The organism is Alkalibacillus sp. S2W, from assembly GCF_046764385.1.
Taxonomy (GTDB): Bacteria; Bacillota; Bacilli; order Bacillales; family Alkalibacillaceae; genus Alkalibacillus; species Alkalibacillus almallahensis.
Window position 1 is genome coordinate 456,833 of record NZ_CP177234.1, and the last position, 25,753, is coordinate 482,585.

21 protein-coding genes, 11 tRNA genes and 3 rRNA genes are annotated in these 25,753 nt (G+C 39.3%); 29 read left to right on the plus strand and 6 right to left on the minus strand.

The genetic code is table 11. The features are described from left to right. Nucleotides 1–2 precede the first annotated feature (2 nt). The 5 genes from ACKXGF_RS02520 to ACKXGF_RS02540 all read left to right on the plus strand — a co-directional run bounded on the left by ACKXGF_RS02520 (nt 3) and on the right by ACKXGF_RS02540 (nt 4,448). On the plus strand, nt 3–332 hold the full coding sequence (locus tag ACKXGF_RS02520) for an STAS domain-containing protein (RefSeq protein WP_167262051.1): 330 nt from the start codon (nt 3–5) through the stop codon (nt 330–332). Continuing rightward, nucleotides 329–811 (plus strand): anti-sigma B factor RsbW, encoded by a 483-nt coding sequence (gene rsbW / locus ACKXGF_RS02525; RefSeq protein ID WP_167262050.1) that lies wholly within the window; start codon nt 329–331, stop codon nt 809–811. Before ACKXGF_RS02520 ends, rsbW begins: the two co-directional genes overlap by 4 nt. Beyond that, nucleotides 783–1,571, plus strand: a complete 789-nt coding sequence (gene sigB, locus ACKXGF_RS02530) for an RNA polymerase sigma factor SigB (RefSeq protein WP_167262049.1) — start codon at nt 783–785, stop codon at nt 1,569–1,571. Before rsbW ends, sigB begins: the two co-directional genes overlap by 29 nt. Then, the gene (locus ACKXGF_RS02535; RefSeq protein WP_411954731.1) at nt 1,568–2,173 is read left to right on the plus strand and encodes a PP2C family serine/threonine-protein phosphatase; all 606 of its coding nucleotides are present in this window, start codon (nt 1,568–1,570) and stop codon (nt 2,171–2,173) included. The genes sigB and ACKXGF_RS02535 overlap by 4 nt, the downstream gene beginning before the upstream one ends. 109 nt (nt 2,174–2,282) lie before the next feature. Continuing rightward, nucleotides 2,283–4,448 (plus strand): Tex family protein, encoded by a 2,166-nt coding sequence (locus ACKXGF_RS02540; RefSeq protein WP_411954732.1) that lies wholly within the window; start codon nt 2,283–2,285, stop codon nt 4,446–4,448. Between the two features lie 37 nt (nt 4,449–4,485). Here the strand turns inward: ACKXGF_RS02540 and cmpA are convergent, their stop codons facing one another. Beyond that, nucleotides 4,486–4,602, minus strand: a complete 117-nt coding sequence (gene cmpA, locus ACKXGF_RS02545) for a cortex morphogenetic protein CmpA (protein ID WP_411954733.1) — start codon at nt 4,600–4,602, stop codon at nt 4,486–4,488. Nucleotides 4,603–4,674: 72 nt separating this feature from the next. Between cmpA and ACKXGF_RS02550 the strand changes: the two genes are divergently transcribed. The 3 genes from ACKXGF_RS02550 to istB all read left to right on the plus strand — a co-directional run bounded on the left by ACKXGF_RS02550 (nt 4,675) and on the right by istB (nt 7,514). Next, nucleotides 4,675–4,899, plus strand: coding sequence for a SprT-like domain-containing protein (locus ACKXGF_RS02550; RefSeq protein WP_411954734.1), 225 nt, complete (start codon nt 4,675–4,677; stop codon nt 4,897–4,899). Nucleotides 4,900–5,289: 390 nt separating this feature from the next. Then, a complete protein-coding gene (gene istA / locus ACKXGF_RS02555; protein WP_411953786.1) occupies nt 5,290–6,792 on the plus strand; it encodes an IS21 family transposase in 1,503 nt (500 codons plus the stop codon). Next, on the plus strand, nt 6,789–7,514 hold the full coding sequence (gene istB, locus ACKXGF_RS02560) for an IS21-like element helper ATPase IstB (RefSeq protein WP_411953787.1): 726 nt from the start codon (nt 6,789–6,791) through the stop codon (nt 7,512–7,514). Before istA ends, istB begins: the two co-directional genes overlap by 4 nt. Here the strand turns inward: istB and ACKXGF_RS02565 are convergent. From ACKXGF_RS02565 to ACKXGF_RS02585, 5 genes are all read right to left on the minus strand, one after another. Beyond that, on the minus strand, nt 7,497–7,961 hold the full coding sequence (locus ACKXGF_RS02565) for a hypothetical protein (RefSeq protein ID WP_411954735.1): 465 nt from the start codon (nt 7,959–7,961) through the stop codon (nt 7,497–7,499). The genes istB and ACKXGF_RS02565 overlap by 18 nt on opposite strands. Beyond that, entirely contained in the window at nt 7,954–9,627 is a 1,674-nt protein-coding gene (locus ACKXGF_RS02570; protein WP_411954736.1) for a site-specific integrase, read from the minus strand. Before ACKXGF_RS02570 ends, ACKXGF_RS02565 begins: the two co-directional genes overlap by 8 nt. A 5-nt stretch (nt 9,628–9,632) precedes the next feature. After that, a complete protein-coding gene (locus ACKXGF_RS02575; protein ID WP_411954737.1) occupies nt 9,633–11,945 on the minus strand; it encodes a hypothetical protein in 2,313 nt (770 codons plus the stop codon). A 13-nt stretch (nt 11,946–11,958) separates the two neighbouring features. Then, complete coding sequence (locus ACKXGF_RS02580; RefSeq protein ID WP_411954738.1) at nt 11,959–13,134, minus strand: hypothetical protein; 1,176 nt, start codon at nt 13,132–13,134, stop codon at nt 11,959–11,961. Nucleotides 13,135–13,250: 116 nt separating this feature from the next. Further along, nucleotides 13,251–14,374, minus strand: a protein-coding gene (locus ACKXGF_RS02585; protein ID WP_411954739.1) for an IS3 family transposase whose coding sequence is annotated in 2 segments (ribosomal slippage) — nt 13,251–14,125 and nt 14,125–14,374 — 1,125 coding nt in all. Because the reading frame shifts where the segments join, the coding sequence is not laid out codon by codon here. Between the two features lie 124 nt (nt 14,375–14,498). Here ACKXGF_RS02585 and ACKXGF_RS02590 point away from each other — a divergent pair. From ACKXGF_RS02590 to tsaD, 21 genes are all read left to right on the plus strand, one after another. Then, nucleotides 14,499–15,176 carry a hypothetical protein gene (locus ACKXGF_RS02590; protein ID WP_411954740.1) on the plus strand — a complete coding sequence of 226 codons (678 nt, stop codon included), beginning with the start codon at nt 14,499–14,501 and terminating at the stop codon, nt 15,174–15,176. 177 nt (nt 15,177–15,353) lie between these two features. After that, the gene (locus ACKXGF_RS02595) at nt 15,354–15,536 is read left to right on the plus strand and encodes a zinc ribbon domain-containing protein (protein WP_411954741.1); all 183 of its coding nucleotides are present in this window, start codon (nt 15,354–15,356) and stop codon (nt 15,534–15,536) included. Nucleotides 15,537–15,802: 266 nt separating this feature from the next. Then, nucleotides 15,803–15,877, plus strand: a tRNA-Asn gene (locus ACKXGF_RS02600). A 1-nt stretch (nt 15,878) separates the two neighbouring features. Beyond that, nucleotides 15,879–15,969: transfer RNA gene (locus tag ACKXGF_RS02605), tRNA-Ser, on the plus strand. 7 nt (nt 15,970–15,976) lie between these two features. Further along, nucleotides 15,977–16,048 (plus strand) — tRNA-Glu (locus ACKXGF_RS02610). 3 nt (nt 16,049–16,051) lie between these two features. Beyond that, nucleotides 16,052–16,128, plus strand: a tRNA-Asp gene (locus ACKXGF_RS02615). Nucleotides 16,129–16,141: 13 nt separating this feature from the next. Beyond that, a tRNA-Gln gene (locus ACKXGF_RS02620) sits at nt 16,142–16,216 on the plus strand. A 127-nt stretch (nt 16,217–16,343) separates the two neighbouring features. Then, nucleotides 16,344–16,429 (plus strand) — tRNA-Leu (locus tag ACKXGF_RS02625). Nucleotides 16,430–16,497: 68 nt separating this feature from the next. Beyond that, nucleotides 16,498–16,574 (plus strand) — tRNA-Arg (locus ACKXGF_RS02630). A 19-nt stretch (nt 16,575–16,593) separates the two neighbouring features. Beyond that, nucleotides 16,594–16,667 (plus strand) — tRNA-Gly (locus ACKXGF_RS02635). Nucleotides 16,668–16,672: 5 nt separating this feature from the next. Further along, nucleotides 16,673–16,750: transfer RNA gene (locus ACKXGF_RS02640), tRNA-Ile, on the plus strand. A 126-nt stretch (nt 16,751–16,876) separates the two neighbouring features. Beyond that, nucleotides 16,877–18,441, plus strand: a 16S ribosomal RNA gene (locus ACKXGF_RS02645). Nucleotides 18,442–18,614: 173 nt separating this feature from the next. After that, nucleotides 18,615–21,544, plus strand: a 23S ribosomal RNA gene (locus ACKXGF_RS02650). An 88-nt stretch (nt 21,545–21,632) separates the two neighbouring features. Further along, nucleotides 21,633–21,748: ribosomal RNA gene (gene rrf / locus ACKXGF_RS02655) — 5S ribosomal RNA — on the plus strand. Together the 16S, 23S and 5S rRNA genes with 11 tRNA genes alongside form the textbook arrangement of a ribosomal RNA operon. An 87-nt stretch (nt 21,749–21,835) precedes the next feature. Next, nucleotides 21,836–21,912 (plus strand) — tRNA-Met (locus ACKXGF_RS02660). Nucleotides 21,913–21,932: 20 nt separating this feature from the next. Beyond that, nucleotides 21,933–22,009 (plus strand) — tRNA-Asp (locus ACKXGF_RS02665). A 157-nt stretch (nt 22,010–22,166) separates the two neighbouring features. Beyond that, entirely contained in the window at nt 22,167–23,129 is a 963-nt protein-coding gene (gene thiL, locus ACKXGF_RS02670; RefSeq protein WP_411954742.1) for a thiamine-phosphate kinase, read from the plus strand. 12 nt (nt 23,130–23,141) lie between these two features. Continuing rightward, complete coding sequence (gene tsaE, locus ACKXGF_RS02675; RefSeq protein ID WP_411954743.1) at nt 23,142–23,591, plus strand: tRNA (adenosine(37)-N6)-threonylcarbamoyltransferase complex ATPase subunit type 1 TsaE; 450 nt, start codon at nt 23,142–23,144, stop codon at nt 23,589–23,591. After that, on the plus strand, nt 23,588–24,283 hold the full coding sequence (tsaB, locus tag ACKXGF_RS02680; RefSeq protein ID WP_411954744.1) for a tRNA (adenosine(37)-N6)-threonylcarbamoyltransferase complex dimerization subunit type 1 TsaB: 696 nt from the start codon (nt 23,588–23,590) through the stop codon (nt 24,281–24,283). Before tsaE ends, tsaB begins: the two co-directional genes overlap by 4 nt. Before the next feature lie 3 nt (nt 24,284–24,286). Then, complete coding sequence (gene rimI / locus ACKXGF_RS02685; protein ID WP_411954745.1) at nt 24,287–24,733, plus strand: ribosomal protein S18-alanine N-acetyltransferase; 447 nt, start codon at nt 24,287–24,289, stop codon at nt 24,731–24,733. Next, entirely contained in the window at nt 24,730–25,743 is a 1,014-nt protein-coding gene (gene tsaD, locus ACKXGF_RS02690; RefSeq protein ID WP_411954746.1) for a tRNA (adenosine(37)-N6)-threonylcarbamoyltransferase complex transferase subunit TsaD, read from the plus strand. Before rimI ends, tsaD begins: the two co-directional genes overlap by 4 nt. Nucleotides 25,744–25,753 lie beyond the last annotated feature (10 nt).

Sequence of the window (25,753 nt, forward strand, 5' to 3'; positions counted from 1 at the left end):
TGATGAATTTACATATCGATGATCATCTTGAACAAGATGTGGGTGTATTAAAACTATCAGGTGAAATCGATGCTTATACTGCTCCACAACTGAAAGAAAAGTTACTAAGTTTAGTAGAGGAAAAACAAAAAGTTGAAGTTGATTTACTTAAAGTAAGTTACATGGACAGTACAGGATTAGGCGTCTTTATTAGTGCGCTGAAATTATCGAAAGAAAAAGGTCATGAATTTAAGTTAGTGAATTTACAAGAGAATGTCTATCGATTATTCAATATTACTGGTTTGAATGAAGTGATCAATATTGAAAATACAGTTGAGGGTGAAATAACATGAAGCAAGCTTTCGATTTTGTTGAGATGAAACTGCCGGCTAAATCAGAATTCGTTGGTGTTTTAAGGCTTACAATCTCTGGCCTCGCTAACCGTATGGGTTTTTCTTATGAAGAAATTGAGGATTTGAAAGTAGCGACATCCGAAGCGATTACGAATGCAGTAAACCATGCCTATTATGATGAAGACACAGGTGAAGTGACGATTGGTTTTGGTATGTATGATGATCGTATTGAAATCATGATTGCTGATCGTGGTGGCAGTTTTGATTTGAAAGAAATCCGCGAACAAATTGGTCCATATAATGATGGAGAAACTTCAGTAGAAGAAATGCGAGAAGGAGGTTTCGGTCTTTTCTTAATTGATGCCCTAATGGATAAAGTCGAAATTAACAATAATCATGGTGTTATTGTCATCATGACGAAGTTCTTGTATGAAAATGAGGTGGGGCAGAATGACGACCAAATCTCAACAACACAATAATGAGGAAGATATTTACGAACTCATCACGTACTTGCATAACCATCCAGAAGACGAGGAAATTCAAGAACGGATCATATACCAATATGAGAATTTGGTGCATTCTCTAGCAAAAAAGTACTCTAAGAACAGTGAAATCCATGAAGACTTAGTACAAGTCGGGATGCTAGGTTTAATGGCTGCAATCAGACGATATGATGGCTCTTATGGTAAATCGTTTGAATCATTTGCTGTTCCCACAATTATAGGTGAAATCAAGCGGTTTATTCGGGACAAGACATGGAGTGTACATGTGCCTAGACGTATTAAAGAATTAGGCCCGAAAATTAAAGCAGCCGTTGAAGAGTTGACGACTGATCACCAAGAGTCGCCATCTGTACGTGAGATTGCGGATTATTTAAATGCTAGTGAAGAAGAAGTGCTAGAAACTATGGAAATGAGCAAAAGCTACAATGCACTATCAACTGATAGACAAATTGAAGCTGATGCGGATGGTAGTACAGTGACGATATTGGATCTTGTAGGGCAACAAGATGAAGGTTATGAACAAATCGACCATAAATTGCTTATAGAAAAGATGTTACCATTATTGAGTGATCGTGAACGTGAAATCCTTGAATGTACGTACTTTGAGAATTTAAGCCAAAAAGAAACTGGTGAACGATTAGGCTTATCGCAAATGCATGTATCACGCCTACAAAGACGTGCCTTAAGGAAATTAAGAGAGTCAATGAGTGAAGAAGACTTGGAGGTTTTATTTTGATTGAAAAGCGAGACCGTATGGAGGTTGCGACTTTTCAAAAACCGAAGAAAGGTAACTATCACTCAGGTGACTCTTTTTTTTATCACGAAACAGAAGATGGTTTTTTCTGTGCCCTGTCAGATGGCTTAGGTAGCGGTGAGGTTGCTAAGGAATCGGCGGATGCTGTCATTGAAGTCATTAAGGACCATCATGACGAGCCCTTAGAACAGATTATAGAAAAAGCAAATCATGTTTTATTCGGCCAAGAATTACGTGGTTGTGTTTTAGGGTTGTTGAAAATCAATTACCATGAAAACACTTTTTCTTATGCTTTAGTCGGGAATATCAGTGTTTTTATGGTGAATGCTGAAGGTAAAAAACAACGGAATATCCCAGTTCCTGGTTATCTATCAGGTGTGGATGCACCAGTTCATGTTCATACCAAACCACTTGAACCAGGTGCATTATTCTTTATGTTTTCAGACGGTGTTAACGAACAACAATTAACAAAAGAATTCTACAATCAGAATTCAATGGATCTAACAGTGGAATGGTTTAACTTACAACAAGATGATTATATGGAAGATGATACAACACTAATAGCCATGAAGTATCTTGGCTAAAAAGAGGTAGCAGAGTGCTGCCTCTTTTTTTGTATTATAGGCCTATATGTGATGTGCGTTGATTTTTGTTATACTTTAAAAGGATTATGATTTGAGGAGGAAGACGAACGTGACAGAAGTCAAAACACAACTAATCGATGTTGTTTCAAAACAAGTAAAATTAGATCAAACGATTGTTCAAACCGTTGTTCAATTATTATCAGACGGTAATACGGTTCCGTTTATCGCCCGTTACCGTAAAGAGCAAACTAAAGGATTAGATGAAACAGAAATCCAAGCCATTCAAGAAACTTACGATTACCAAGAACAATTACACGAACGAAAAGAAGAAGTCATTCGTTTAATAGACGAACAAGGGAAGTTAACTGACGAATTAAAACAAGATATTATGAAAGCAACAAAACTACAGCGAGTGGAAGATTTATACCGTCCTTATAAGCAAAAACGACGGACTCGCGCGACGATTGCCAAGGAAAAAGGTCTCGAACCACTGGCATTAAAAGTATGGGCACAACAAGGGATGAATTTACGGCAAGAGGCAGAGAGTTTTATTTCTGAGGAAAATGAGTTGCCTGATGTGGATGCTGTCATTCAAGGTGTTAATGACATTATAGCTGAATGGATTTCGGATGAACCGGCATTCCGTGATGATATTCGTGCATTTACATACCATCATGGGTTACTTCAAACTGAGTTGAAGAAGAATGCCGAAGACGAACAAGAAATTTATCAGATGTATTACGAATATGAAGAACCTATTCGTAAAATCGTACCTCATCGCGTGTTGGCGATCAACCGTGGTGAAAAAGAAAAAGTTCTAAAAGTATCAATTGAACCACCAGCGGATAAAGTATTGGATTATCTGAAACGAGCGGTGATTCGTAATCAAGATACAGAAGAGGCACAACTCATTGACGAAGCGATTCAAGATAGTTATAAACGTTTAATCCAACCATCGATCGAGCGTGATATTCGTACGTCTTTAACAGATGATGCTGAAGAGCATGCCATTGATATTTTTGCAAAGAACTTACGTAATTTACTCCTACAACCACCGTTGAAAGGCAAAACGATCCTGGGCGTTGACCCTGCTTTTCGGACAGGGTGTAAGTTGTCAGTCGTCGATGATACAGGACAAATGCAAGAAGTAGATGTCATGTATCCTACAGCACCTAAGAAAGACGTAGAAGGTGCTGAGAAGAAAGTGTTACAGTTTTTAAATAAATATCCGATCGAATTAATTGCGATTGGGAATGGGACAGCTTCACGTGAGACGGAACAGTTTATTGCTGATGTCATTCAGAAGCATAATCTAGATGTCGCTTATTTAATTGTAAATGAAGCGGGCGCGAGTGTGTATTCAGCGTCAAAATTAGCTCGGGAAGAGTTTCCTGACTTACAAGTTGAAGAACGTTCTGCCGTATCGATTGCAAGACGTGTACAAGACCCATTAAGTGAGCTTGTTAAAATCGATCCGAAATCGATCGGTGTAGGACAGTATCAACACGACGTTAGTCAGAAGAAGCTGGCGAACTCCCTGCAATTTGTAGTTGAAACAGCAGTAAACCAAGTGGGTGTTAATGTTAATACAGCATCATCTTCACTGCTGCAATATATTTCAGGCTTAAATAAAACCGTTGCCAATAATATCGTCGCTTATCGTGAAGAGAATGGACGTTTTTCAGACCGCAAACAAATCAAGAAAGTTCCGCGTCTGGGGGATAAAACATACGAACAAGCGATTGGCTTCTTAAGAATTTTGGACGGCAATCAACCGCTTGACCGTACATCCATTCACCCTGAAAGCTATGATGTCACAAAACAATTATTAGCTAATATTGATATGACGGTAGAAGCCATTGGAACAGAAGAGATTCGTCAAACATTAGGTGAGAAATCATTGGAACAATTAGGTGAAGGGCTAGATGTCGGCCGTTTGACGTTACAAGATATCGTAGAAGATTTGAAAAAGCCAAACCGCGACCCGCGTGATGAACTGCCAAAACCTTTACTAAAAACGAATGTTTTATCCATGGAAGACTTAGAACAAGGGATGGAGTTACAAGGAACAGTACGGAATGTTGTGGATTTCGGTGCATTTGTGGATATTGGCGTGAAACAAGATGGACTAGTCCACGTATCAAAATTATCTAATCAGTTTGTCCGTAATCCGTTAGATGTGGTAGCAGTTGGCGATATCGTCACTGTATGGATTGAGGAAGTCGATGAGAAACGTCAACGTATTGCCCTAACGATGATACCGATGACAAGTTAAAGTGAATGAACCTACGAACATGAGGTTGTTCGTAGGTTTATTCTATATCAAATTTATAATAGTACCAGCATTGATTGAGTGTCACTATTTGCCGTTTATTTTTATTGGCGAAAGCGCGTTGTAATTGTAGCTGTAACCAACTAGGCATAAACATCACCTACAATCGTTTTATTATATTATATGTAGGTTATTTAAAGATGCTAATATTAGAAAAGAGTGATTTTCCTTGGACGAACATAGATTGCACAAACTCACAGTTGATTTATCTAATCGCTATTTTCAAAAACCATTCAAAGATCACATTATCTTTAACAGACGACTCCGAACGACAGGTGGACGTTATGTTCCTAAGACTCGTACAATTGAAATTAACCCCAAATATTTAGATGAATTAGGGGAAGAAGCATTGATTGGTATTATTAAACATGAGCTGAAGCATTATATGATATAAAAAAAGGGTGGTTTTAACCACCAACCCTAATATGATAATATTATAGACAGTTATAAATATTGGTTTTAACTAATTGTTTGGTTTTAATGGTATTAGTTATCAAATAATTCACTATTTCTACCTATAAAGTCTATTTTCTTTATATTATCTTTTTTATTAGTAGAAATCGGCTCGTTTGTTTGTTTAGTTCTATATTGTTTCTGATAAGAACTTTGAGTTATTGCGTCTAAATATAATTGTTCATAATGCTTTACTCTTTCTTTTTGCTCCTTATTTTGTTTATCTAGTTTATCAATCTTTCCATTGAGTTTTAGTATCTGTGTAATGCAAAATAAAAGTACAGAAGTTTGCAACTAAAAAGTACACAACACTGCAATCAAAAAAAAAGACTTGCCAGCCCAATCAAATACCACTACTGTTATTGGTGTCGAATCAATTAAACAGTGGAGGTTGAAAGGAATGCTGGCAATGTCTGAAATTAATTGTATCAAAGTTTTACGAAATCAAAAATCAAAATCCGTCAATTCAATCGCTGAAATGCTTGGTATTAATTGGCGTACAGCTAAAAAGTACGCCGATAAGGATTGGGTGCCTCAAGAAAACGTGCAACCCAAACAAGGCATGATGCATGAAGAAGGATGGGGTGAGATCGTATCGGATTGGCTTATAGAAGATTATAAACTACCTTACAAAAAGCGTCGTACGAATAAAGCTATTTTTGCACAATTACAAGCCATTGGCTTTGAAGGCTCATATCGTACCGTTTGCCATTTTATTAAAGACTGGCGTGAAGGAAAGATCAACGATGATTCCACGAAGGATAAGGGGTACGAAAGGTTACAACATCCTCCAGGTGAAGCGCAAGTTGATTTTGGCTTGTTAGAAGCTGTTAAAGATGGTCAATATGTCGATGTTCATGGTTTGTCCCTTAGTTTACCTTATAGCAACGCAACTTTTTGTGTTCCGTTACCAAGTGAAAACCAAGAATGTTTCTTAAAAGGGCTAGAAACTATTTTTAAACAAATGGGAGCCGTTCCTAGAGTGCTAAGAATTGATAATTTAAAAGCAGCTGTTATTAAACCTAGGGGACGCCATCAGGAAGTTGAATTCACCCATGAACTCCATCAATTTTCAGCATATTATGGTTGTGAGATTCAAGCTTGTAATCCCTATAGTGGCCATGAAAAAGGTCATGTCGAAAATAAAGTTGGTTATATTCGATATAATTTCACAACACCTGCACCTGTCATGACGTCATATGAACAACTCACAGACTGGTTGGAGGACCAACTGACACAAGATCGCCAACGCCAACATTATGTAAAACAACAAACAATTGAAGACCTTTATCAAGATGAACATCAACACATGCTTCATCTTCCTGATCAAGATTATCCGATATTTAAAGAAAAATGGGTGAAAGCTAATAAATATGGGGAAATTGTGGTCGACCAAGTCAAAGTACATGTACCTAAGAGCTATAATTTTGGACAAGTTCGATTAGTGCTTTATTGGGATCAATTTAAAGTCACATCTCCTAACGGAGAGATCCTTATGAAAGATGTTAGACCGTATATGCATAAAAGAAGACAAATTCCTTGGCAAGGTATTCTATCCTCTTGGCTGGATAAGCCAAGAGCCATAGAGTATTCACGTTACCAACCATACTTGCCGGTTCGAATATTTGAATATATCCGGATTGAGGATCATCGTTTAAGAAAAGAAAGGCTGCGTTGGTTGATTCATCAATTGGCCCAACATGATATGGAACAAATTAATGATCAATTTTATGACTTAATAGATAACGATCTACAACCTGAACACGACGACCATCCATATGATGTTGACTGGAGCCTTTATGATCAAAACATTCCAAGGGGTGAGTCAACATGACGCGGGATATTAAAGCCATGTGCAAGTCACTAAGATTAGCGTATGTAGCAGACGTTTATGAATCAATACCATTTGAAACAAAAGAGCAATTTTTAAAAGAGCTATTTGAAAAGGAATTCGCTTTAAGGGAGGAAGCCAGAGCGGACCGCTTAATGAAGAAGGCGAAGTTCTTACATGTTAAAGAACTGGATGATTATCATTGGGGAAGCCATATCCATTTTCCTCAACAATTAGATAAAGATGAACTGATTTCCCTCAGTTTTATCAAACGCGTCGAAAATGTCATCTTAACAGGAGCACCAGGAACAGGTAAAACCCATCTAGCAACAGCGTTAGGCCGGGAGGCTTGTCGAAATGGTTTTGAGGTCCGATTCTTCCGTGTTTCAGATCTCGTTGATCAATTAGATAGAGCGTGGCAAGACGGAAAATTACGAAACTTTAGGAACAAGTTTAAAACGGTTGATTTAATCGTATTAGATGAAATGGGATACATTCCATTCGGAAAAGAAGGAGCAGAGCTGTTATTTCAACTCATCTCTGAGTGGTATGAACAAAAAAGCTTAATGATCACGTCCAATTTAGAATTTAGTCAATGGAACCGGATATTTTCAGATTCACGTTTAACAGCTGCCTTAGTGGATCGCGTGATCCACCATGCGCATGTACTAAACTTCACTGGAGATAGCTTTAGAGTGAAGCACGCACTATCTAATCAAGAATAGCGAAAAAGGGCTGGCAATCTTATGTATTTTTGATTGCAAAACTATGTATTTTTCTCTTGCAAAATACAGTATCATTTGGTCTTTGCGTTCTAACTCGCTTCTTATACTATTCAATTGAGATATTTGCTTCATCAAGTTATTTACAAAGACATCATATGAATTTAATTTAGAGTTAAGAACTTTTTCATTATCTTTATATTTGGAATAGATAGATGCTACATTTTCTAATAGTGGTAGATTTGAGTCACCTTTTGTTTCAGAAAAAGGGTCTGTAAAACTTTGGTTTAATTTCTCTATTTGCTGGGACATTCTATTTCTCCAAACTGATTTTGAAACTCCTGTATGTTTCTCTAATAAGTAAGGAGAAACATCCACAGTGACTTGACTTCGAACTTCTTTTAATAACTCAATTAAATCTTCATCACTATATTTTTGAGGTCTAACCATTTTTGCTCTTCCTTTCTTCAATTTGATAATTAAGAGCATTAAGTCGTGCAATATCATAAATACTTTTATTTATTGATTGTGTTATACTTTTAATTTCTTCATTATTACTAAGCTCTGGTTTATCCAAATCTTTATGATATTTGAAATGCTTTACGGATTGTTCAATGGCTAAGTTATATGAATTCAATTGCTCTTGATACATTTTGTTTAAAGAATGCGTTGTGTCTTTTAATAGTGCTTGAATTTCATCTTTTTTATTGAAATCAATCTGAAAGAATGGACATAACAAACAATTACTAATACAGTTATTTGGAAAAGACTCATCTTGACAATAGCCACCTTCGATTTCACGCATATTATCAGTATTTTTGATACTCAAAGCACTGTTTTCCTTAATTTGTTGAACTACTTGTAAATTCTCAACTTCTTTTTCTGTATAAAAATTTGTAGAGCGGAACTCATTTTCTAACAGTTGTTGGCTCAGTAGTTTCATTTTACTATCAAGAAAAGTCTCTAAATGATTTGCATAATGGTTTTGAGTCTCTAAACTTGCGTGTCCAGCTAATCTTGCAATTGTAAGGGGATTATAGCCTTGCATTCGCATATTTGAAATTGCCAAATGTCTTGTATCAATTGTAGTTAATGGAATTAAGTCTTCACCTACTACATCACTATAAAAGTCTTGTAATAAATTATAGAAAACAGTAGGCCCCATATAATAATTATCTTCTTTCACTCTTTCTCTGGATGACCACTGTCCCCTTTCACTTAAATAATGTGTTCTCATATAAGATGGAATAATATAATCTTTCTGTTTCAGTGGAATATTTTTAGAATAACGTGAATTGCTTAATTCTATATATGAATCAATCAGTTCTCCGATAGAAGTTGGCATATAAAAAGTAGTTGTTGGTTTTATTTGATACTGTTTTGGTGGTCTTCTTCTTTCCACTTTTAATTTATATTTTCCATTTACTTTTTTAAAATTTTTTCTTTTAAGACTAACGAATTCCTCTGGTCGCATAGGTATAATCATAGTTAATTTCCACCACAATAATATTGGTAGAAATTTCTCTTTTAAGAAGTTGGAATTTGATGAATTGTAAAAACTCATAAGCCGATTATCAAATTCTAAAATATCTTCAAAAGGAGGTAAAGGCTTTGTTTTGGAACTATAAGGCTTAGTATTTCCTTCGATAGTATTAATATAAATCTCACCGTATTCTGGCATAAAAAAATCAAAGAATTCCTTATTATACGTATAATAATAATGCCTTTTAGATTTTGGTACTTGTAATATAATATAGTCAAGCAATTTATCAACATTTTCTCTTTTGTAAAATTCTGTCTCAAAAATGCTATCAGAAATTATATCTATTTTTTGTTTAATCGTTGAAGGTAATAATTCTTCCTCTGTTAAATAAACTGTATAAGATTTTAATAAAGTATTTATTTTTGGATTAAGTTCGAAACCAAATTCGATATTACGCCAAAATCTACCATCCCGAAATTTCCAGACAGAATCATCGAAATCGCAATCAATGATGGCTCCTTTTGTTATTAAAGATTCAAATAGATTCTTATAATAATCTATTTGGTTAGAGTTAAAGGTTTTTAAGTTATCATATTTTATCAAATAATTTTTAAATATTTCTACTCTACTCATTTGTATCACTCCAACATTTTGTATTGAACGGAAGTTAATTCACCTTTAAGATGTTGAAAATCAATATATTCACTTGCATACTCCTTGCCGAATGTTTTTACTGACTGATTTACAACGCCTAATAGACTTAAAATAAGGTGAGTGGTTTTAACTCTTTCATTTATGTTGTCCTCATTGATGTTTTTAAGTTTATCAATTAAGTCATATAACTCTGTTTTAGCACTATTAAGAAATGTGATTTTAGGTATTAAGAAGGGGCAACTATTGCAATTTTTATTTAACTGGACGCAGTTCCCACTAACAAAACATTGTGCTTCTAATTTATAAGAAGGCATTTCCCCATTGTGAATAGATTCTAAATGTTGACTAATATCATCAGAAGACATTTTCGCTACTCTATCAGCTACACTCTGTAATTTACTTCGCTGGTCAAAAAAGAAATTTGCAACATTTTCTACATCATTAGAAGTGAAAATATTCATTAGAGATTCAATAGATTCCGTTTTTTCTTCCATCGTTATTTCACGCTCTTCGTTTTTTGACCATAAATCTACAAGAAGAGAATATAAGAATCCAAAGTGTCCTCTACGAAATAAATGTCTAGTAGCATCTGATGGGTCATCAATTGTAGGTAGAACATAATGTTGTATAGTGTCCTCATCTTTGTGTCCTCTTAATCTAGTTGAAATTGCATTTGCAGCGCCAGCGTGGGTCCCCATTTTGTTAGCAGTAACATAGGAATAAGTTAATAGAGATTTGGTTACGTGACTAAATACGTAATAAGGGAAATCACCTATAAACAATCGTTTTAATTGCTTTCCGTTTGGAACACTTTTCTTGTAACGGGGCATTAGAGTATTTGTATTCTCATTTCTTTCTTTCCGATATAGCTCTAATAAAACTAATGATGTAGCTATTGGAACAATCATATCATTTGGAACAAAGAACTCGTTTAATCCACCCGTTTTATTTATTTTATGGTTGTGGTTTTGCTGTATATCCTTTAATAATCTTGTTGATTCTGAAATAGTTAATCTACTATTCTGAAACCATTCAAACGAAATGTTTTCTTTATTTAATAATGTAAGGCGAGGTGACGGCATATTTGAAATGTCTGGAACTCTCCAAGCATTACTAAAAGACATAAGTAGAAAAAACCAATCCTGACAATATTCAAAACTATCAATAGACTTTTCTAAATGTATATCCATACGAATTACGTGTCTATACATCTTAAAAAACTCATTTTTACTATATATAGAGTGTTTATTTTTATCTTTGATGTTTATATTTTTAATTTGAGGTATCACATTGTATTGCGTTCTTTCACGGCTTTTAACAAAGGATAAAAACGATTTTATATTTTCCTTGTGTGTTTTATAAATATCTTGTTGAAATAGAAATTCGACTTCTTTATTACTTAAGAGATAAACTTCTTTAGTCAATAAGTTCCGAAGTGAAACATAAGCTTTTGCACGGTTAGCAATAGCATTCATTTTATAATGTGTTTTACTGTGATTTATAAAGTGAAGAATAAAATCATCATATAGTTGATGGGTTCTTGGAAGTTCGTGTTCCATACTTTGATTATTTATAATATTCAAAAACCTATCATAAGGGGATTTTTCATTTGAGTAGTCAATAAAGGAATGTCTGCCAAACACTTCCTTGTTGCTATACATATCTTTTGCTTTATTTATATCATCTTTATGAATAAAGCAATAGCCACGATGATTACTGAATATGATAGATTTAGGTAATTTATTATGTTTAACTAAATGAGGTAAATACCAATCTGGACAGCCCATTTCTTTCCTTAATACTGTATGATATATATAATTTTCGTTCCATTGAAGTTCTTGAAATGATTGCTCTAACTTATTAGAAGAATTGTCAATCTTGTTGAGGCTTTCTTTTCTTTTTTCATAGAACTCTTTTACCTCTTTTCTGGGGAGTTTATACATCTTTTTAAAACCATCAAGGTTAATTCTTTTTGGTTTAAGAGCTTTATTCAATTCTGAAATATCGTATTTAAAAAACAAGTCACTATACTCTTCTTTTATTTCGTCACTTGAAATATATAGAGGGCTATTCTTTATTAGAAGATGATAGTTATTATGCTTATTCAAAAATTGGATAAAATCTTCCTTTTTCACAAAGTATCTATTGCCTTTCGAATAATAGTGATTCATATAATTCTTCATTAAATATGAAATCTGGGATTTATCTTTTTTCAATATCATTCTAATATCTTTAATCGAGACTTCATCTTCTAATTGTTGAATAACTTCTTTCAATTCTACTTTTGTAAAAAACATTTTTTCACACCTTTCATTCTGAAAACCACGCTTCATCATACATTGAATTAATCACCTTATTTACACCATCAAGGAATGTTTTACTTTTTTCCATATAAACGAGAGAGGATTCTACTGATTTATCTCCTCTAGCTATTGCTACATCTAAAGGATTGCTTGTAGTTTCTGCGACCCAATTTGAAAATGTTCCACGTCCAATGTGAGTACTCCATTGTTTGCTATCTAAATAAAGTCCATATGTTGATACTTCAATATTATTACTCTTTAAGAGTTTTTCTATGAATATGCTTTTCAATTTATTAAAGTAATATTGATAAGTTGCTCCAGACATTGGCATCTTATTGGAATCAACAAATAAAGCGTTATTGCCACTATTATCTTTGTAACTTTTTAGATGACTTTCATAAAATTTCGCTAACAATTTATTGCTAAAAATGACTTGATTTCTAGGTTTTTTTACATCGTTTGTTCCATCGCTATCAATTAGGTCTGGTCGAAGATTTCTATTTCTTATTATAGCTTCAAGACCTAATTCACCATAGGCCCCTCTTGATTTGAGACTGGACCTGGTGAGATTAACAACATCACCACGCCTTAGTCCACCAAAAAACTGCATATAAACACCTAATGCAATAGGATTTGTGTATTTGTATGCTAATTGTAGGAACTCTATTATATAATTAGGGTGTATTTCGTGTATTAAATCGTCACTCTCGCTTGAATTTGGTTTAGAATAAAGGTCAAAAAAATTATTGAATCTATCTACTTTTCTTGTTTGTATTTCTGAAACCGTGGAAGGATTATTTATCACTCTGATTTCGACTAGATAAAATAGAAAATCCCTTAATACAAGTATGTTATGATTGATAGTAACTGCGGATTTATTTTCAGATACTAATTGGTTAAGGTAATATTCTACTTTGAAGAAGTCTAATGTTGATAATCTAGCTTCTGACTCATCGAATATAAATATATTTTTATTTAGCCAATTTAAAAACGAAGTGATTATCTGACCTCTGCTCTTCAATGTATTATACTTCGCACCTCTTTTTGTATATAGAAAATTAGAAACGGGATGGACTTTAAATAGCCCTTTGTCATTCAATACAACAATGTGACACATATGTATATCCTGACCCGTTTTTAAAGTTGATTTGCTACTACGCAAAGCGAATTTATATGAAGTCAAATTATCACCTTCTAAAATAGAGTTTCTTCCTATTATATATATAATAACTTAAATAGGAGAGAATTCGTAAAAAATAACTAATTTAATTATCAAAATTATGGTATGTCAACACTAAACTAGACAAAAACGTTAAGGTCTTTCGACTTGAATTCGGTAGGTGTTAAGTAATCCAGTGAACCATGGATGCGAATGTGATTGAACCAGTTCACAAAATCAAATAATTCAAGGTCAAGTTCTTGTTGGTTAATAAAATGGGAACCCCTAACAAACTCTATTTTGATGGCTTTAAACGTGGCTTCAGCAACAGCATTGTCATACGGATTACCTTTGTTGCTCAGGGATCGTTCAATATCGAACGAATTAAGAGCCTCATCAATGATCGTGTTTTTAAATTCGCTTCCCCGGTCCGTGTGAAACAATTGAAATTGACGAAGATCTTTTTGAACAGATGCAAATGCACGGTGAACTAACCCCGCATCCTTATGGGGGCCAGCACTATGTCCAATAATCTCACGATTATATAAATCGATAAGCACACAAATATAATGCCAGCCATGCCCAACACGAACATAGGTTAAGTCGCTTACCATCACTTTATGTGGTTCGGATTGATCAAACTCACGGTTCAATGAGTTGCCAATCTCAGATTCATTAGCTTGGGATTTCATGGGTTTAAATTGAGCAACCGTATACTTAGATACTAAACCTTGTTCTTTCATAATCCGTCCGATGCGACGTCGAGAGACGGTCCACCCTAATTTAGCGAGTTCAACTTTAATTTTTCGTTGACCATAGTTTTGTCGGCTATCTTTAAATAGTTGAACAATCTGTTCTACGAGTTCGTTCTCGGTGTTCTCACGAGCTTTAGATTCATAATAGTACGTACTTTTAGGAATTTGTAGGACGTCACACATTGCTGATACCGAGTATTTGTGACGGTTTTGACGAATCACATCTACTTTCGTCCCATAATCAGCGCGGCTTGCTTTAAAATATCATTTTCCATAGCCAGTTGTTGATTTTTATTGCGTAGTTGTATAAGTTCTTCCTGTTCAGGTGTCCGATTGTCTTTTTCTTCAAAGGACCCGCTATCACGGTATTGCTTGACCCACCTATCGAAGGTGGAAGACGTTAATTCGTATTCTTTAATAATATCAGCACGAGGTTTTCCTGACGTATAAAGCTGTACTAATTGTTCTTTGAATTCCTTTGAAAACGATCTTCTTTGACGTTTGGTCATATGTTTTCTCCTCAGTTTTTATATTTGAACCAAGTGTATATGACCTTAGTGAAACTGTCCAATTAAGTGTAACCGGTCCATTATGATATTTTTAAGTGAAGCAAGTATAAAGGGGATGACTTTTATGGAGTTTAATTGGTTGAAGGAAAAAGTGGATAGACCTTTAATAGATTTATTTCAAACTAGTGCTGAACTGACACCTTATATTGGGAACACTCTACAAGCAATAAAAATGAGACGTTTAGAAAGTAGAGTAGAACAACATAAGAAGAAGTTAGAGGTTATAAACCAATATCTAGGAATCAGCAAACTATCTGTTGAGTTTTTTAGTGAAAGGATTTTTCCCATAGTATTAGGGGATTTGATTGAAGAACACGAAGATGCGAAAATCAATTTCATATTTAATGGAGTTACAAATGTTTTTATTGAGGAAGAGACCGAAGAATCTGTAATCTTAACGCATTTTGATACTTTAAGAAGCCTTCGTTATGTGGATATTAAGAGATTCTTTGTAATTGCTGATAAATTCCGACATATTAGTGAGTATCCACTAAATAATAACGAACCCATAACTGAAAGAATTGACGACAAGCTTGTATCGTTAGGGTTAATAAATACACCAACCTTTTGGGAACAAGATGTAAGGCATAAATTAGAGGATATAAGTGTCACTTCTTATGGAAGTGAGTTTATGTGTTTTATTAAATCGGATGATGAATTTGATGTTAAGCATAGTGATATAGAAGGTGAAAGTAAAGACCCGAATGAATGGTTAAAGGAAATAAAAAAAAGAGGTAAATAATAAGTTAAAACCAAATAAAGAAACGAAGAATGCAACAAAACTCTTGTGTAAAGCAGATTTGTTTATAATTAAAACCCAACAAGTAGTTAAAACCTATATTTATCATATAATTGCCATTATCATCTACATATTGAAGTCAAACCATTTCATCATCGTAGTCACGAATTCCGTGAGCTAATGAAACAAACAGATTCCCCACGCTTTTGTGAACAACTTCCATCAGAAGTAAGTAAGCAGCGATTACAATATAAATGTACAAATTGCGAATTGATCTTTAAGCGCAAAAGACGTATTAATACACAAAAATATCGTTGTAGTAAGTGTGGAGGTCGTATTAAAGAATTGGTTTCAGGTGATTGACAATCATTTTAGTTAAATGATACATTATGAAAGCTGTCAAAAGAACGATGAAAAAGTTTGCCCAAAAATAAACTAATTTCTATTGAACTAATTGACAGGAAAATAAAGATGTTATATGATACTAAATGTCGCTGAAAAACGTCAGCGTTTTACATCATGAGAAAGCATCATTGAAAACGAAATAAAATGTAAAAAAACACTTTACATGGATGGCGAAACAATTTATAATAATTTCTGCATTGAGCCAATTAACACTTTGAAAATATTCCAGCGTAGCTCAGAGGTAGAGCAATCGGCTGTTAACCGATTGGTCGCAGGTTCGAATCCTGCCGCTGGAGCCATGGAGAAGTACCCAAGTGGCTGAAGGGACACCCCTGCTAAGGGTGCAGGTCGCGTAAGCGGCGCGAGGGTTCAAATCCCTCCTTCTCCGCCATTAAAATGGCCCGTTGGTCAAGTGGTTAAGACACTGCCCTTTCACGGCAGTAACACGGGTTCGAATCCCGTACGGGTCACTTGGTCCGGTAGTTCAGTTGGTTAGAATGCCTGCCTGTCACGCAGGAGGTCGCGGGTTCGAGTCCCGTCCGGACCGCCATATTATATTAAGTTGGGCCATGGCCAAGCGGTAAGGCAACGGCTTTTGGTGCCGTCATGCGTAGGTTCGAATCCTACTGGCCCAGCCAACATTTTTTACAATTCAATAAATCAAATTAAGTCTTTTTTTATGTCTTTTAATCAATAGATTGATTTTATAGAATAAAGGTAAGGTCATTCTAAGAGGATCTATTGAACTTTCTAAGCCTATAACTTGCGGCCGTGGCGGAACGGCAGACGCGCTAGGTTGAGGGCCTAGTGGGGTTTTCCCCGTGGAGGTTCAAATCCTCTCGGCCGCACCATTTAACAAACTTAATTTTATTCTTGCAATCACTTATTATGTTTGATATTATAGTGTTTGTCGCAATAAGCGCCCGTAGCTCAATTGGACAGAGCGTTTGACTACGGATCAAGAGGCTAGGGGTTCGACTCCTCTCGGGCGCACCATTTATATATAATAGATCTTGCGGGTGTAGTTTAATGGTAAAACCTCAGCCTTCCAAGCTGATGTTGTGGGTTCGATTCCCATCACCCGCTCCATATATGGGCCTGTAGCTCAGTTCGGTTAGAGCGCACGCCTGATAAGCGTGAGGTCGGTGGTTCAAGTCCACTCAGGCCCACCATATAAATACATCGAACCTTGAAAACTAAACAAAATAGCCTGTCGTCAATTCGTTTTTCTTCTTATTTGTTAATAGGAAGAAAGCGGAGACGAAATAAGAAACAACAATAAGCCAAATCAAACACTTTAATTCGAGAGTTTGATCCTGGCTCAGGACGAACGCTGGCGGCGTGCCTAATACATGCAAGTCGAGCGCGGGAAGCGAGCTGAAGCCCTTCGGGGTGGACGCTCGTGGAACGAGCGGCGGACGGGTGAGTAACACGTGGGCAACCTACCTGTGAGACGGGGATAACTCCGGGAAACCGGGGCTAATACCGGATAACGCATCGAACCGCATGGTTCGATGATCAAAGATGGCTTCTAGCTATCACTCACAGATGGGCCCGCGGCGCATTAGTTAGTTGGTGAGGTAACGGCTCACCAAGGCGACGATGCGTAGCCGACCTGAGAGGGTGATCGGCCACACTGGGACTGAGACACGGCCCAGACTCCTACGGGAGGCAGCAGTAGGGAATCATCCGCAATGGACGCAAGTCTGACGGTGCAACGCCGCGTGAGCGATGAAGGTCTTCGGATCGTAAAGCTCTGTTGTGAGGGAAGAACAAGTGCCGTTCGAATAGGGCGGCACCTTGACGGTACCTCACCAGAAAGCCCCGGCTAACTACGTGCCAGCAGCCGCGGTAATACGTAGGGGGCAAGCGTTGTCCGGAATTATTGGGCGTAAAGCGCGCGCAGGCGGTTCCTTAAGTCTGATGTGAAAGGCCACAGCTCAACTGTGGAGGGCCATTGGAAACTGGGGAACTTGAGGACAGAAGAGGAGAGCGGAATTCCACGTGTAGCGGTGAAATGCGTAGATATGTGGAGGAACACCAGTGGCGAAGGCGGCTCTCTGGTCTGTAACTGACGCTGAGGCGCGAAAGCATGGGTAGCGAACAGGATTAGATACCCTGGTAGTCCATGCCGTAAACGTTGAGTGCTAGGTGTTAGGGGGTCCAACCCTTAGTGCTGCAGTTAACGCAATAAGCACTCCGCCTGGGGAGTACGGCCGCAAGGCTGAAACTCAAAGGAATTGACGGGGGCCTGCACAAGCGGTGGAGCATGTGGTTTAATTCGACGCAACGCGAAGAACCTTACCAGGTCTTGACATCTTCGGACAGCCCAAGAGATTGGGTCTTCCCTTCGGGGACCGAATGACAGGTGGTGCATGGTTGTCGTCAGCTCGTGTCGTGAGATGTTGGGTTAAGTCCCGTAACGAGCGCAACCCCTGATCTTAGTTGCCAGCATTCAGTTGGGCACTCTAGGATGACTGCCGGTGACAAACCGGAGGAAGGCGGGGATGACGTCAAATCATCATGCCCCTTATGACCTGGGCTACACACGTGCTACAATGGATGGTACAAAGGGAAGCCAAACCGCGAGGTCAAGCTAATCCCATAAAGCCATTCTCAGTTCGGATTGTAGGCTGCAACTCGCCTGCATGAAGCCGGAATCGCTAGTAATCGCGGATCAGAATGCCGCGGTGAATACGTTCCCAGGCCTTGTACACACCGCCCGTCACACCACGAGAGTTGGCAACACCCGAAGTCGGTGGGGTAACCTTCACGGAGCCAGCCGCCGAAGGTGGGGCCAATGATTGGGGTGAAGTCGTAACAAGGTAGCCGTATCGGAAGGTGCGGCTGGATCACCTCCTTTCTAAGGAATATAGGAGGCGACAGTGCTATTTTGTTTAGTTTTGAAGGATCGATGATCCTTTGAAAAGTACCTTGAAAACTAGATAAGATGAGATACCAAAGCATCGAAAAGCAAGTAAAGACACAAGCGTCTTTTCACGCATAACTTGATGGTTCGCCATGAAGTTAAGAGTTAGTTAAGTGAACAAGGGCGCACGGTGGATGCCTTGGCACTAGGAGTCGAAGAAGGACGGGACAAACACCGATATGCCTCGGCGAGCAGTAAGTAAGCGTCGACCCGGGGATGTCCGAATGGGGAAACCCACGACCCGTAATGGGGTCGTATCCATGGCTGAATACATAGGTCATGGAAGACAACTCAGGGAACTGAAACATCTCAGTACCTGAAGGAAGAGAAAGCAGCCGCGATTTCCTGAGTAGCGGCGAGCGAAACGGAAACAGCCCAAACCAAGGCGCATGCGTCTTGGGGTTGTAGGACACGCCAAACGGAGTGATCAAGATACACGGTAGATGAAGCAACCTGGAACGGTTCGCCAGAGACGGTAATAGCCCGGTAATCGAAACGGTGTATCCTCCGGCGTGGATCCTGAGTACGACGGAACACGTGTTATTCCGTCGGAATCCGGGAGGACCATCTCCCAAGGCTAAATACTCCCTAGTGACCGATAGTGAACCAGTACCGTGAGGGAAAGGTGAAAAGCACCCCGGAAGGGGAGTGAAATAGAACCTGAAACCGTGTGCCTACAAGTAGTCGAAGCCCGTTAATGGGTGACGGCGTGCCTTTTGTAGAATGAACCGGCGAGTTACGAGGACGAGCAAGGTTAAAGAGCAGATCTGGAGCCGCAGCGAAAGCGAGTCTGAACAGGGCGCATTAGTTCGTCATCGTAGACCCGAAACTGTGTGATCTACCCATGTCCAGGGTGAAGGTCAGGTAACACTGACTGGAGGCCCGAACCCACGTATGTTGAAAAATGCGGGGATGAGGTGTGGGTAGCGGTGAAATGCCAATCGAACACAGAGATAGCTGGTTCTCTCCGAAATAGCTTTAGGGCTAGCCTCAACGTAGCGAGTCTTGGAGGTAGAGCACTGATTGGACTAGGGGCCCCTATCGGGTTACCGAATTCAGTCAAACTCCGAATGCCAATGACTTACCGTTGGGAGTCAGACTATGGGTGATAAGGTTCATAGTCGAAAGGGAAACAGCCCAGACCGCCAGCTAAGGTCCCTAAGTATGTGTTAAGTGGGAAAGGATGTGACGTTGCTCAGACAACCAGGATGTTAGCTTAGAAGCAGCTATCATTTAAAGAGTGCGTAATAGCTCACTGGTCGAGTGACGTTGCGCCGAAAATTTACCGGGGCTAAACACATCACCGAAGCTGCGGATTGTCCGCAGGACAATGGTAGGAGAGCGTTCTAAGGGCTTAGAAGTCAGACCGTGAGGACTGGTGGAGCGCTTAGAAGTGAGAATGCCGGTATGAGTAGCGAAAAAGAAGTGAGAATCTTCTTCACCGTAAGCCTAAGGTTTCCTGAGGAAGGCTCGTCCGCTCAGGGTAAGTCGGGACCTAAGCCGAGGCCGAAAGGCGTAGGCGATGGCCAACAGGTTGAAATTCCTGTACCACCTCCTTTCCGTTCGAACGACGGGGAGACGCAGGAGGATAAGGGAAGCGTGCCACCGGATGTGCACGCCCAAGCAGAGAGTGTGATGGATAGGCAAATCCGTCCATCGGACGCATGATCTGTGATGGGGAGGGAACATAAGTACCGAAGTCCCGGATTTCACACTGCCTAGAAAAGCCTCTAGTGAGGAAAGAGGTGCCCGTACCGCAAACCGACACAGGTAGGCGAGGAGAGTATCCTAAGGTGATCGGGAGAACTCTCGTTAAGGAACTCGGCAAAATGACCCCGTAACCTCGGGAGAAGGGGTGCTCATCTAGGCTACGGCCTAGGGAGCCGCAGTGAAAAGGCCCAAGCGACTGTTTATCAAAAACACAGGTCTCTGCGAAGCCGTAAGGCGAAGTATAGGGGCTGACACCTGCCCGGTGCTGGAAGGTTAAGGGGATGCGTTCGTCCTTCGGGACAAAGCGTTGAACCGAAGCCCCAGTAAACGGCGGCCGTAACTATAACGGTCCTAAGGTAGCGAAATTCCTTGTCGGGTAAGTTCCGACCCGCACGAAAGGTGCAACGACTTGGGCACTGTCTCAACGAGAGACCCGGTGAAATTATACTATGCGTGAAAATGCGCATTACCCGCGACAAGACGGAAAGACCCCGTGGAGCTTTACTGTAGCCTGATATTGAATGTTGGTACAGCTTGTACAGGATAGGTGGGAGCCTGAGATGCCGGAGCGCAAGCTTCGGCGGAGGCGCCGGTGGGATACCACCCTGGCTGTACGGACATTCTAACCCCGAGCCGTGATCCGGTTCGGAGACAGTGTCAGGTGGGCAGTTTGACTGGGGCGGTCGCCTCCCAAAGAGTAACGGAGGCGCCCAAAGGTTCCCTCAGAATGGTTGGAAATCATTCGCAGAGTGTAAAGGCAGAAGGGAGCTTGACTGCGAGACTTACAAGTCGAGCAGGGACGAAAGTCGGGCTTAGTGATCCGGCGGTTCCGCATGGAAGGGCCGTCGCTCAACGGATAAAAGCTACCCCGGGGATAACAGGCTTATCTCCCCCAAGAGTCCACATCGACGGGGAGGTTTGGCACCTCGATGTCGGCTCATCGCATCCTGGGGCTGTAGTCGGTCCCAAGGGTTGGGCTGTTCGCCCATTAAAGCGGTACGCGAGCTGGGTTCAGAACGTCGTGAGACAGTTCGGTCCCTATCTGTCGTGGGCGTTGGAAATTTGAGAGGAGCTGTCCTTAGTACGAGAGGACCGGGATGGACACACCGCTGGTGTACCAGTTGTTCCACCAGGAGCACTGCTGGGTAGCTACGTGTGGTCGGGATAAGTGCTGAAAGCATCTAAGCATGAAGCCCCCCTCAAGATGAGATTTCCCATTGCCTCGAGCAAGTAAGATCCCTCAGAGACGATGAGGTTGATAGGTCCGAGGTGGAAGCGTGGTGACACGTGGAGCTGACGGATACTAATCGATCGAGGACTTAACTAACGGTTAAGACGCCTGGTCGACGTTGCACGGTATCATCTTATCTAGTTTTGAAGGTACTTCATCTTCAATGTCATACAAAGAAATGAAGTCCGGTGGTTATGGCAGAGAGGTCACACCTGTTCCCATGCCGAACACAGCAGTTAAGCTCTCTAGCGCCGATGGTAGTTGGGGTTCTTCCCCTGCGAGAGTAGGACGCCGCCGGGCTTGAAACATTTCATGTATGTATAATCTGCAAAAGATTAACGATTCATTTTTAAGCTGTGGTCTCTTTAGAAGACTAACAGTCAATATCGCGGGGTGGAGCAGTCTGGTAGCTCGTCGGGCTCATAACCCGGAGGTCGTAGGTTCAAATCCTACCCCCGCAACCAAATTAAATTTTCAATAAAATGGTCCGGTAGTTCAGATGGTTAGAATGCCTGCCTGTCACGCAGGAGGTCGCGGGTTCGAGTCCCGTCCGGACCGCCATTTTATTTCAGACCATTTACACCTTGTGACGTTGATCGCAAGGTTTTTTTATGTCTTTTATGACATTTATATTATGATTAATCAAGACTGAAAAGATTTTCTTTATGGAGCGATTTTTGCTATGATACGTATATAATCATTCGAACGAGGGATTTGTATGAAAGAGCGGGAATGGCTTCAAGCGATTAAACCAAATTCCTATAGGCAATCATCTGTTATTAAAGGGTTTGGCGATGATGGAGCAGTGATTAAGCCACCTTTTGGTCATGAATTAGTGATTGTAACAGATGCTATGGTGGAAGATGTCCATTTTTCTTTAGATTATATGTCGTTATATGAAGTGGGATATCGTGTATTAGCAGCCAATATAAGTGATTTAATTGCTATGGGTAGTCAGCCACTTTATTATTTGGTTAGCTTAACTGTTCCTTCTCATTATCACGTTCAAGATATGGCTTTACTATATGAAGGTATGGGTGAGTTGGCTAAGGAAGCACATATGGACTTAATTGGTGGTGACACGACAGGTGGATCCCAATTAACAATTTCAATTACGGCTTATGGATCTGTTTTACCCCACCAAAAACGATTACGTCAGCACGCTAAACCAAAGGATATTGTGTTTACCACGGGTTATTTAGGTGAAGCTGGTTATGGATTTGATTTACTACAATCTAATCCTAATCAATCCAATTATTTTACTAACCGGCACAAAAAGCCAAAACCAAGATTAGCATTTACATATGTAAGCGAAAACTTAACTCGTTTAGCTTTAAACGATATTAGTGATGGACTTGCGACAGAATTAAATGAATTAGCAGAAGCTTCACAGGTTAATATCACGATTGAAGCAGATACTTTGCCAGTTCATCCAGATATGCAACATTTATCAAAAGACAAGCAATTAAAATATGCGTTAACGGCAGGAGAAGACTTTGAATTAGTCGGGACTTGTTCAAATGAGGAATGGGACATGCTTGAAGAGTTATGCGATACATATTCCATTCCAGTAACAAGAATTGGTACTGTGAGTTCGATGGCTTCACCAATGCCTCAAGTATTTCTTGATCAAAATAATCAAGCTCAAGTCCTTACGTCAAGTGGATATGAGCATCAATAATAGGTGGTTAAAATGTTTCAGTTTACAACGTTATCGGAAGAATCGACAAAACAACTGGCAGAAAGAATTGGACAACTGCTACAAGCTAATGATGTTTTGACCCTAGATGGTGATTTAGGAGCAGGGAAGACAACATTCACAAAAGGTTTAGCATCAGGCTTAGATGTGAAGCGAACGGTGAATAGTCCAACGTTTACAATCGTGAAACAGTATCGTGGGCGTTTACCGTTGTTTCATATGGACGTTTATCGTTTAGAAGATAGTGAAGAGGATATTGGATTTGATGATTATTTTGATAGTGAAGGTGTGACTGTGATTGAATGGTCACGATTTATAGAAGAATTTTTACCATCTGAACGTTTACGAATTTATATTGAAAAAACAGGTGATGACAAACGTTTAATCACTTTAACACCATATGGTAGTCGGTTTGAAAGATTATGTGAGGAGATCAAATCATGAATGTACTAGCAATTGACACCTCAAATCAGCCTATGAGTGTGGCTGTACTTAAAGAGGGGGTAATGGCGGCAGAACTTACGATAAATATGAAACGAAATCATTCGATTCAAGTGATGCCGGCAGTCGATTATGTGATGAAACAAGCAGACTTGAAACCTAAGGATATACAGCTAATCGCTATTGCAGAAGGACCTGGTTCATATACAGGTCTACGTATTGGTATGTCATCTGCAAAGTCATTAGCATGGTCACTCGACATCCCTATAGTAGCTATATCAAGTTTGAAAGTATTAGCAGCGCAAGTAACCGATCAAGACAAGCTCATCGCACCCTTTTTTGATGCGCGTCGTAGGAATGTCTATGCAGGTTTATATGAACGGACAACAACAGGTATTGAAACAATCCAATCCGACCGCAATGTTGCAATGACTGATTGGTTAAAAGTTCTCAAAGAAACGAATCGTGATGTGATTATAACGAGTTCAACAAATCATCAATTTACAGACGAAATCTACGATACTTTAGGTCAAAATGTTCGGTTGATCGACCCTGTTCTGCAATATCCGAAAGCGAGCATGCTTGCTTATCTAGCCATGTCAGAAGAGTCCATATCTGTTCATGCGCTGGCACCGCAATACCATCGCATGGTCGAAGCAGAAGCGAAATGGTTGGAAAAACAAAAGGAACGATAAATCATGTCAGAAGTACGTGTACGTAAAATGGAAATTACAGATTTAGATGATGTTATGGACGTAGAACGCGCATCGTTTACTTCACCTTGGAAACGAGATGCTTTTGAAGTCGATTTAGTCAAAAATCGCTTTTCATACTATTTAGTACTAGAGAAAAATGATCGGATCATTGGCTACTGTGGCGTTTGGATTGTTTTAGAAACAGCGCAAATAACCAATATCGCCATTTTGCCGAGTGAACGAGGGCATAGATATGGGGAAAAGTTATTTCGCCAAGTGCTTAAATTAGCTAAACAAATAGGTGCAGAGGAATTATCTTTAGAAGTCAGGCAATCCAATCATGTTGCCCAAAAAATGTATCAAAAGTTTGGCTTAAAAATTGTCGGACGACGTGAAAAATATTATCCAGATCAAGAAGATGCTTATGTTATGTGGGTGAACTTACAATGACTGAACAAAATGAAATCATATTAGCGATTGAAACGAGCTGTGATGAAACAGCAGCAGCAGTCGTTAAAGGTGGAACAGAATTATTATCCAATGTGGTCGCCACGCAAATGGATATTCACCAGAAATTTGGTGGGGTAGTACCTGAAGTGGCTTCACGACATCATATTGAACAAATGACAGCTGTGCTTGAACAAGCAATGGATGAAGCTGATGTTACATTTGATGATGTGGATGCTGTAGCTGTTACGCAAGGACCAGGATTAGTTGGTGCATTATTAGTCGGCGTTAATGCAGCGAAAGCGATTGCTTATGCACATGACTTGCCATTAATTGGGGTCCACCATATTGCGGGTCATATTTACGCTAATCGATTAGAGCAACCATTTGAATTTCCACTTTTATCACTTGTTGTTTCCGGAGGTCATACTGAACTAATTTATATGAATGACCATGGGGATTATCAATTGATCGGTGAGACTCGTGATGACGCAGCAGGGGAAGCGTATGATAAAGTGGCAAAAGCGTTAGAGCTACCTTATCCAGGTGGACCTCAAATTGATCAACTGGCTCAATCAGGAGAGGATACATATCAGTTTCCACGGTCTTATTTAGAAGAAGGATCTTATGATTTTAGTTTTAGTGGTTTGAAAACAGCGGTTATTAATAAGCTCCATCAAAAGCGCCAAAAGAATGAGACGATTGACAGTGAAAATGTCGCGGCATCCTTTCAAGCGAGCGTGATTGATGTCTTGGTTAATAAAACGTATCAAGCAGCCTTAGAACATAATGTGAAGCAATTGATTGTTGCTGGTGGTGTATCAGCCAATCAATCACTACGAGCACGATTACAGGAAAAATTCGAAGGTAGTGGCATTGAATTATGTATTCCACCGCTTTATTTATGCACTGATAATGCAGCGATGATTGGAGCGGCCGCTTCGATTCAGTATCATCGAGGTGATTTTGCAGGGTTAGATCTCAATGCCAATCCAGGATTAATGATGGATTAATTCTTCCACA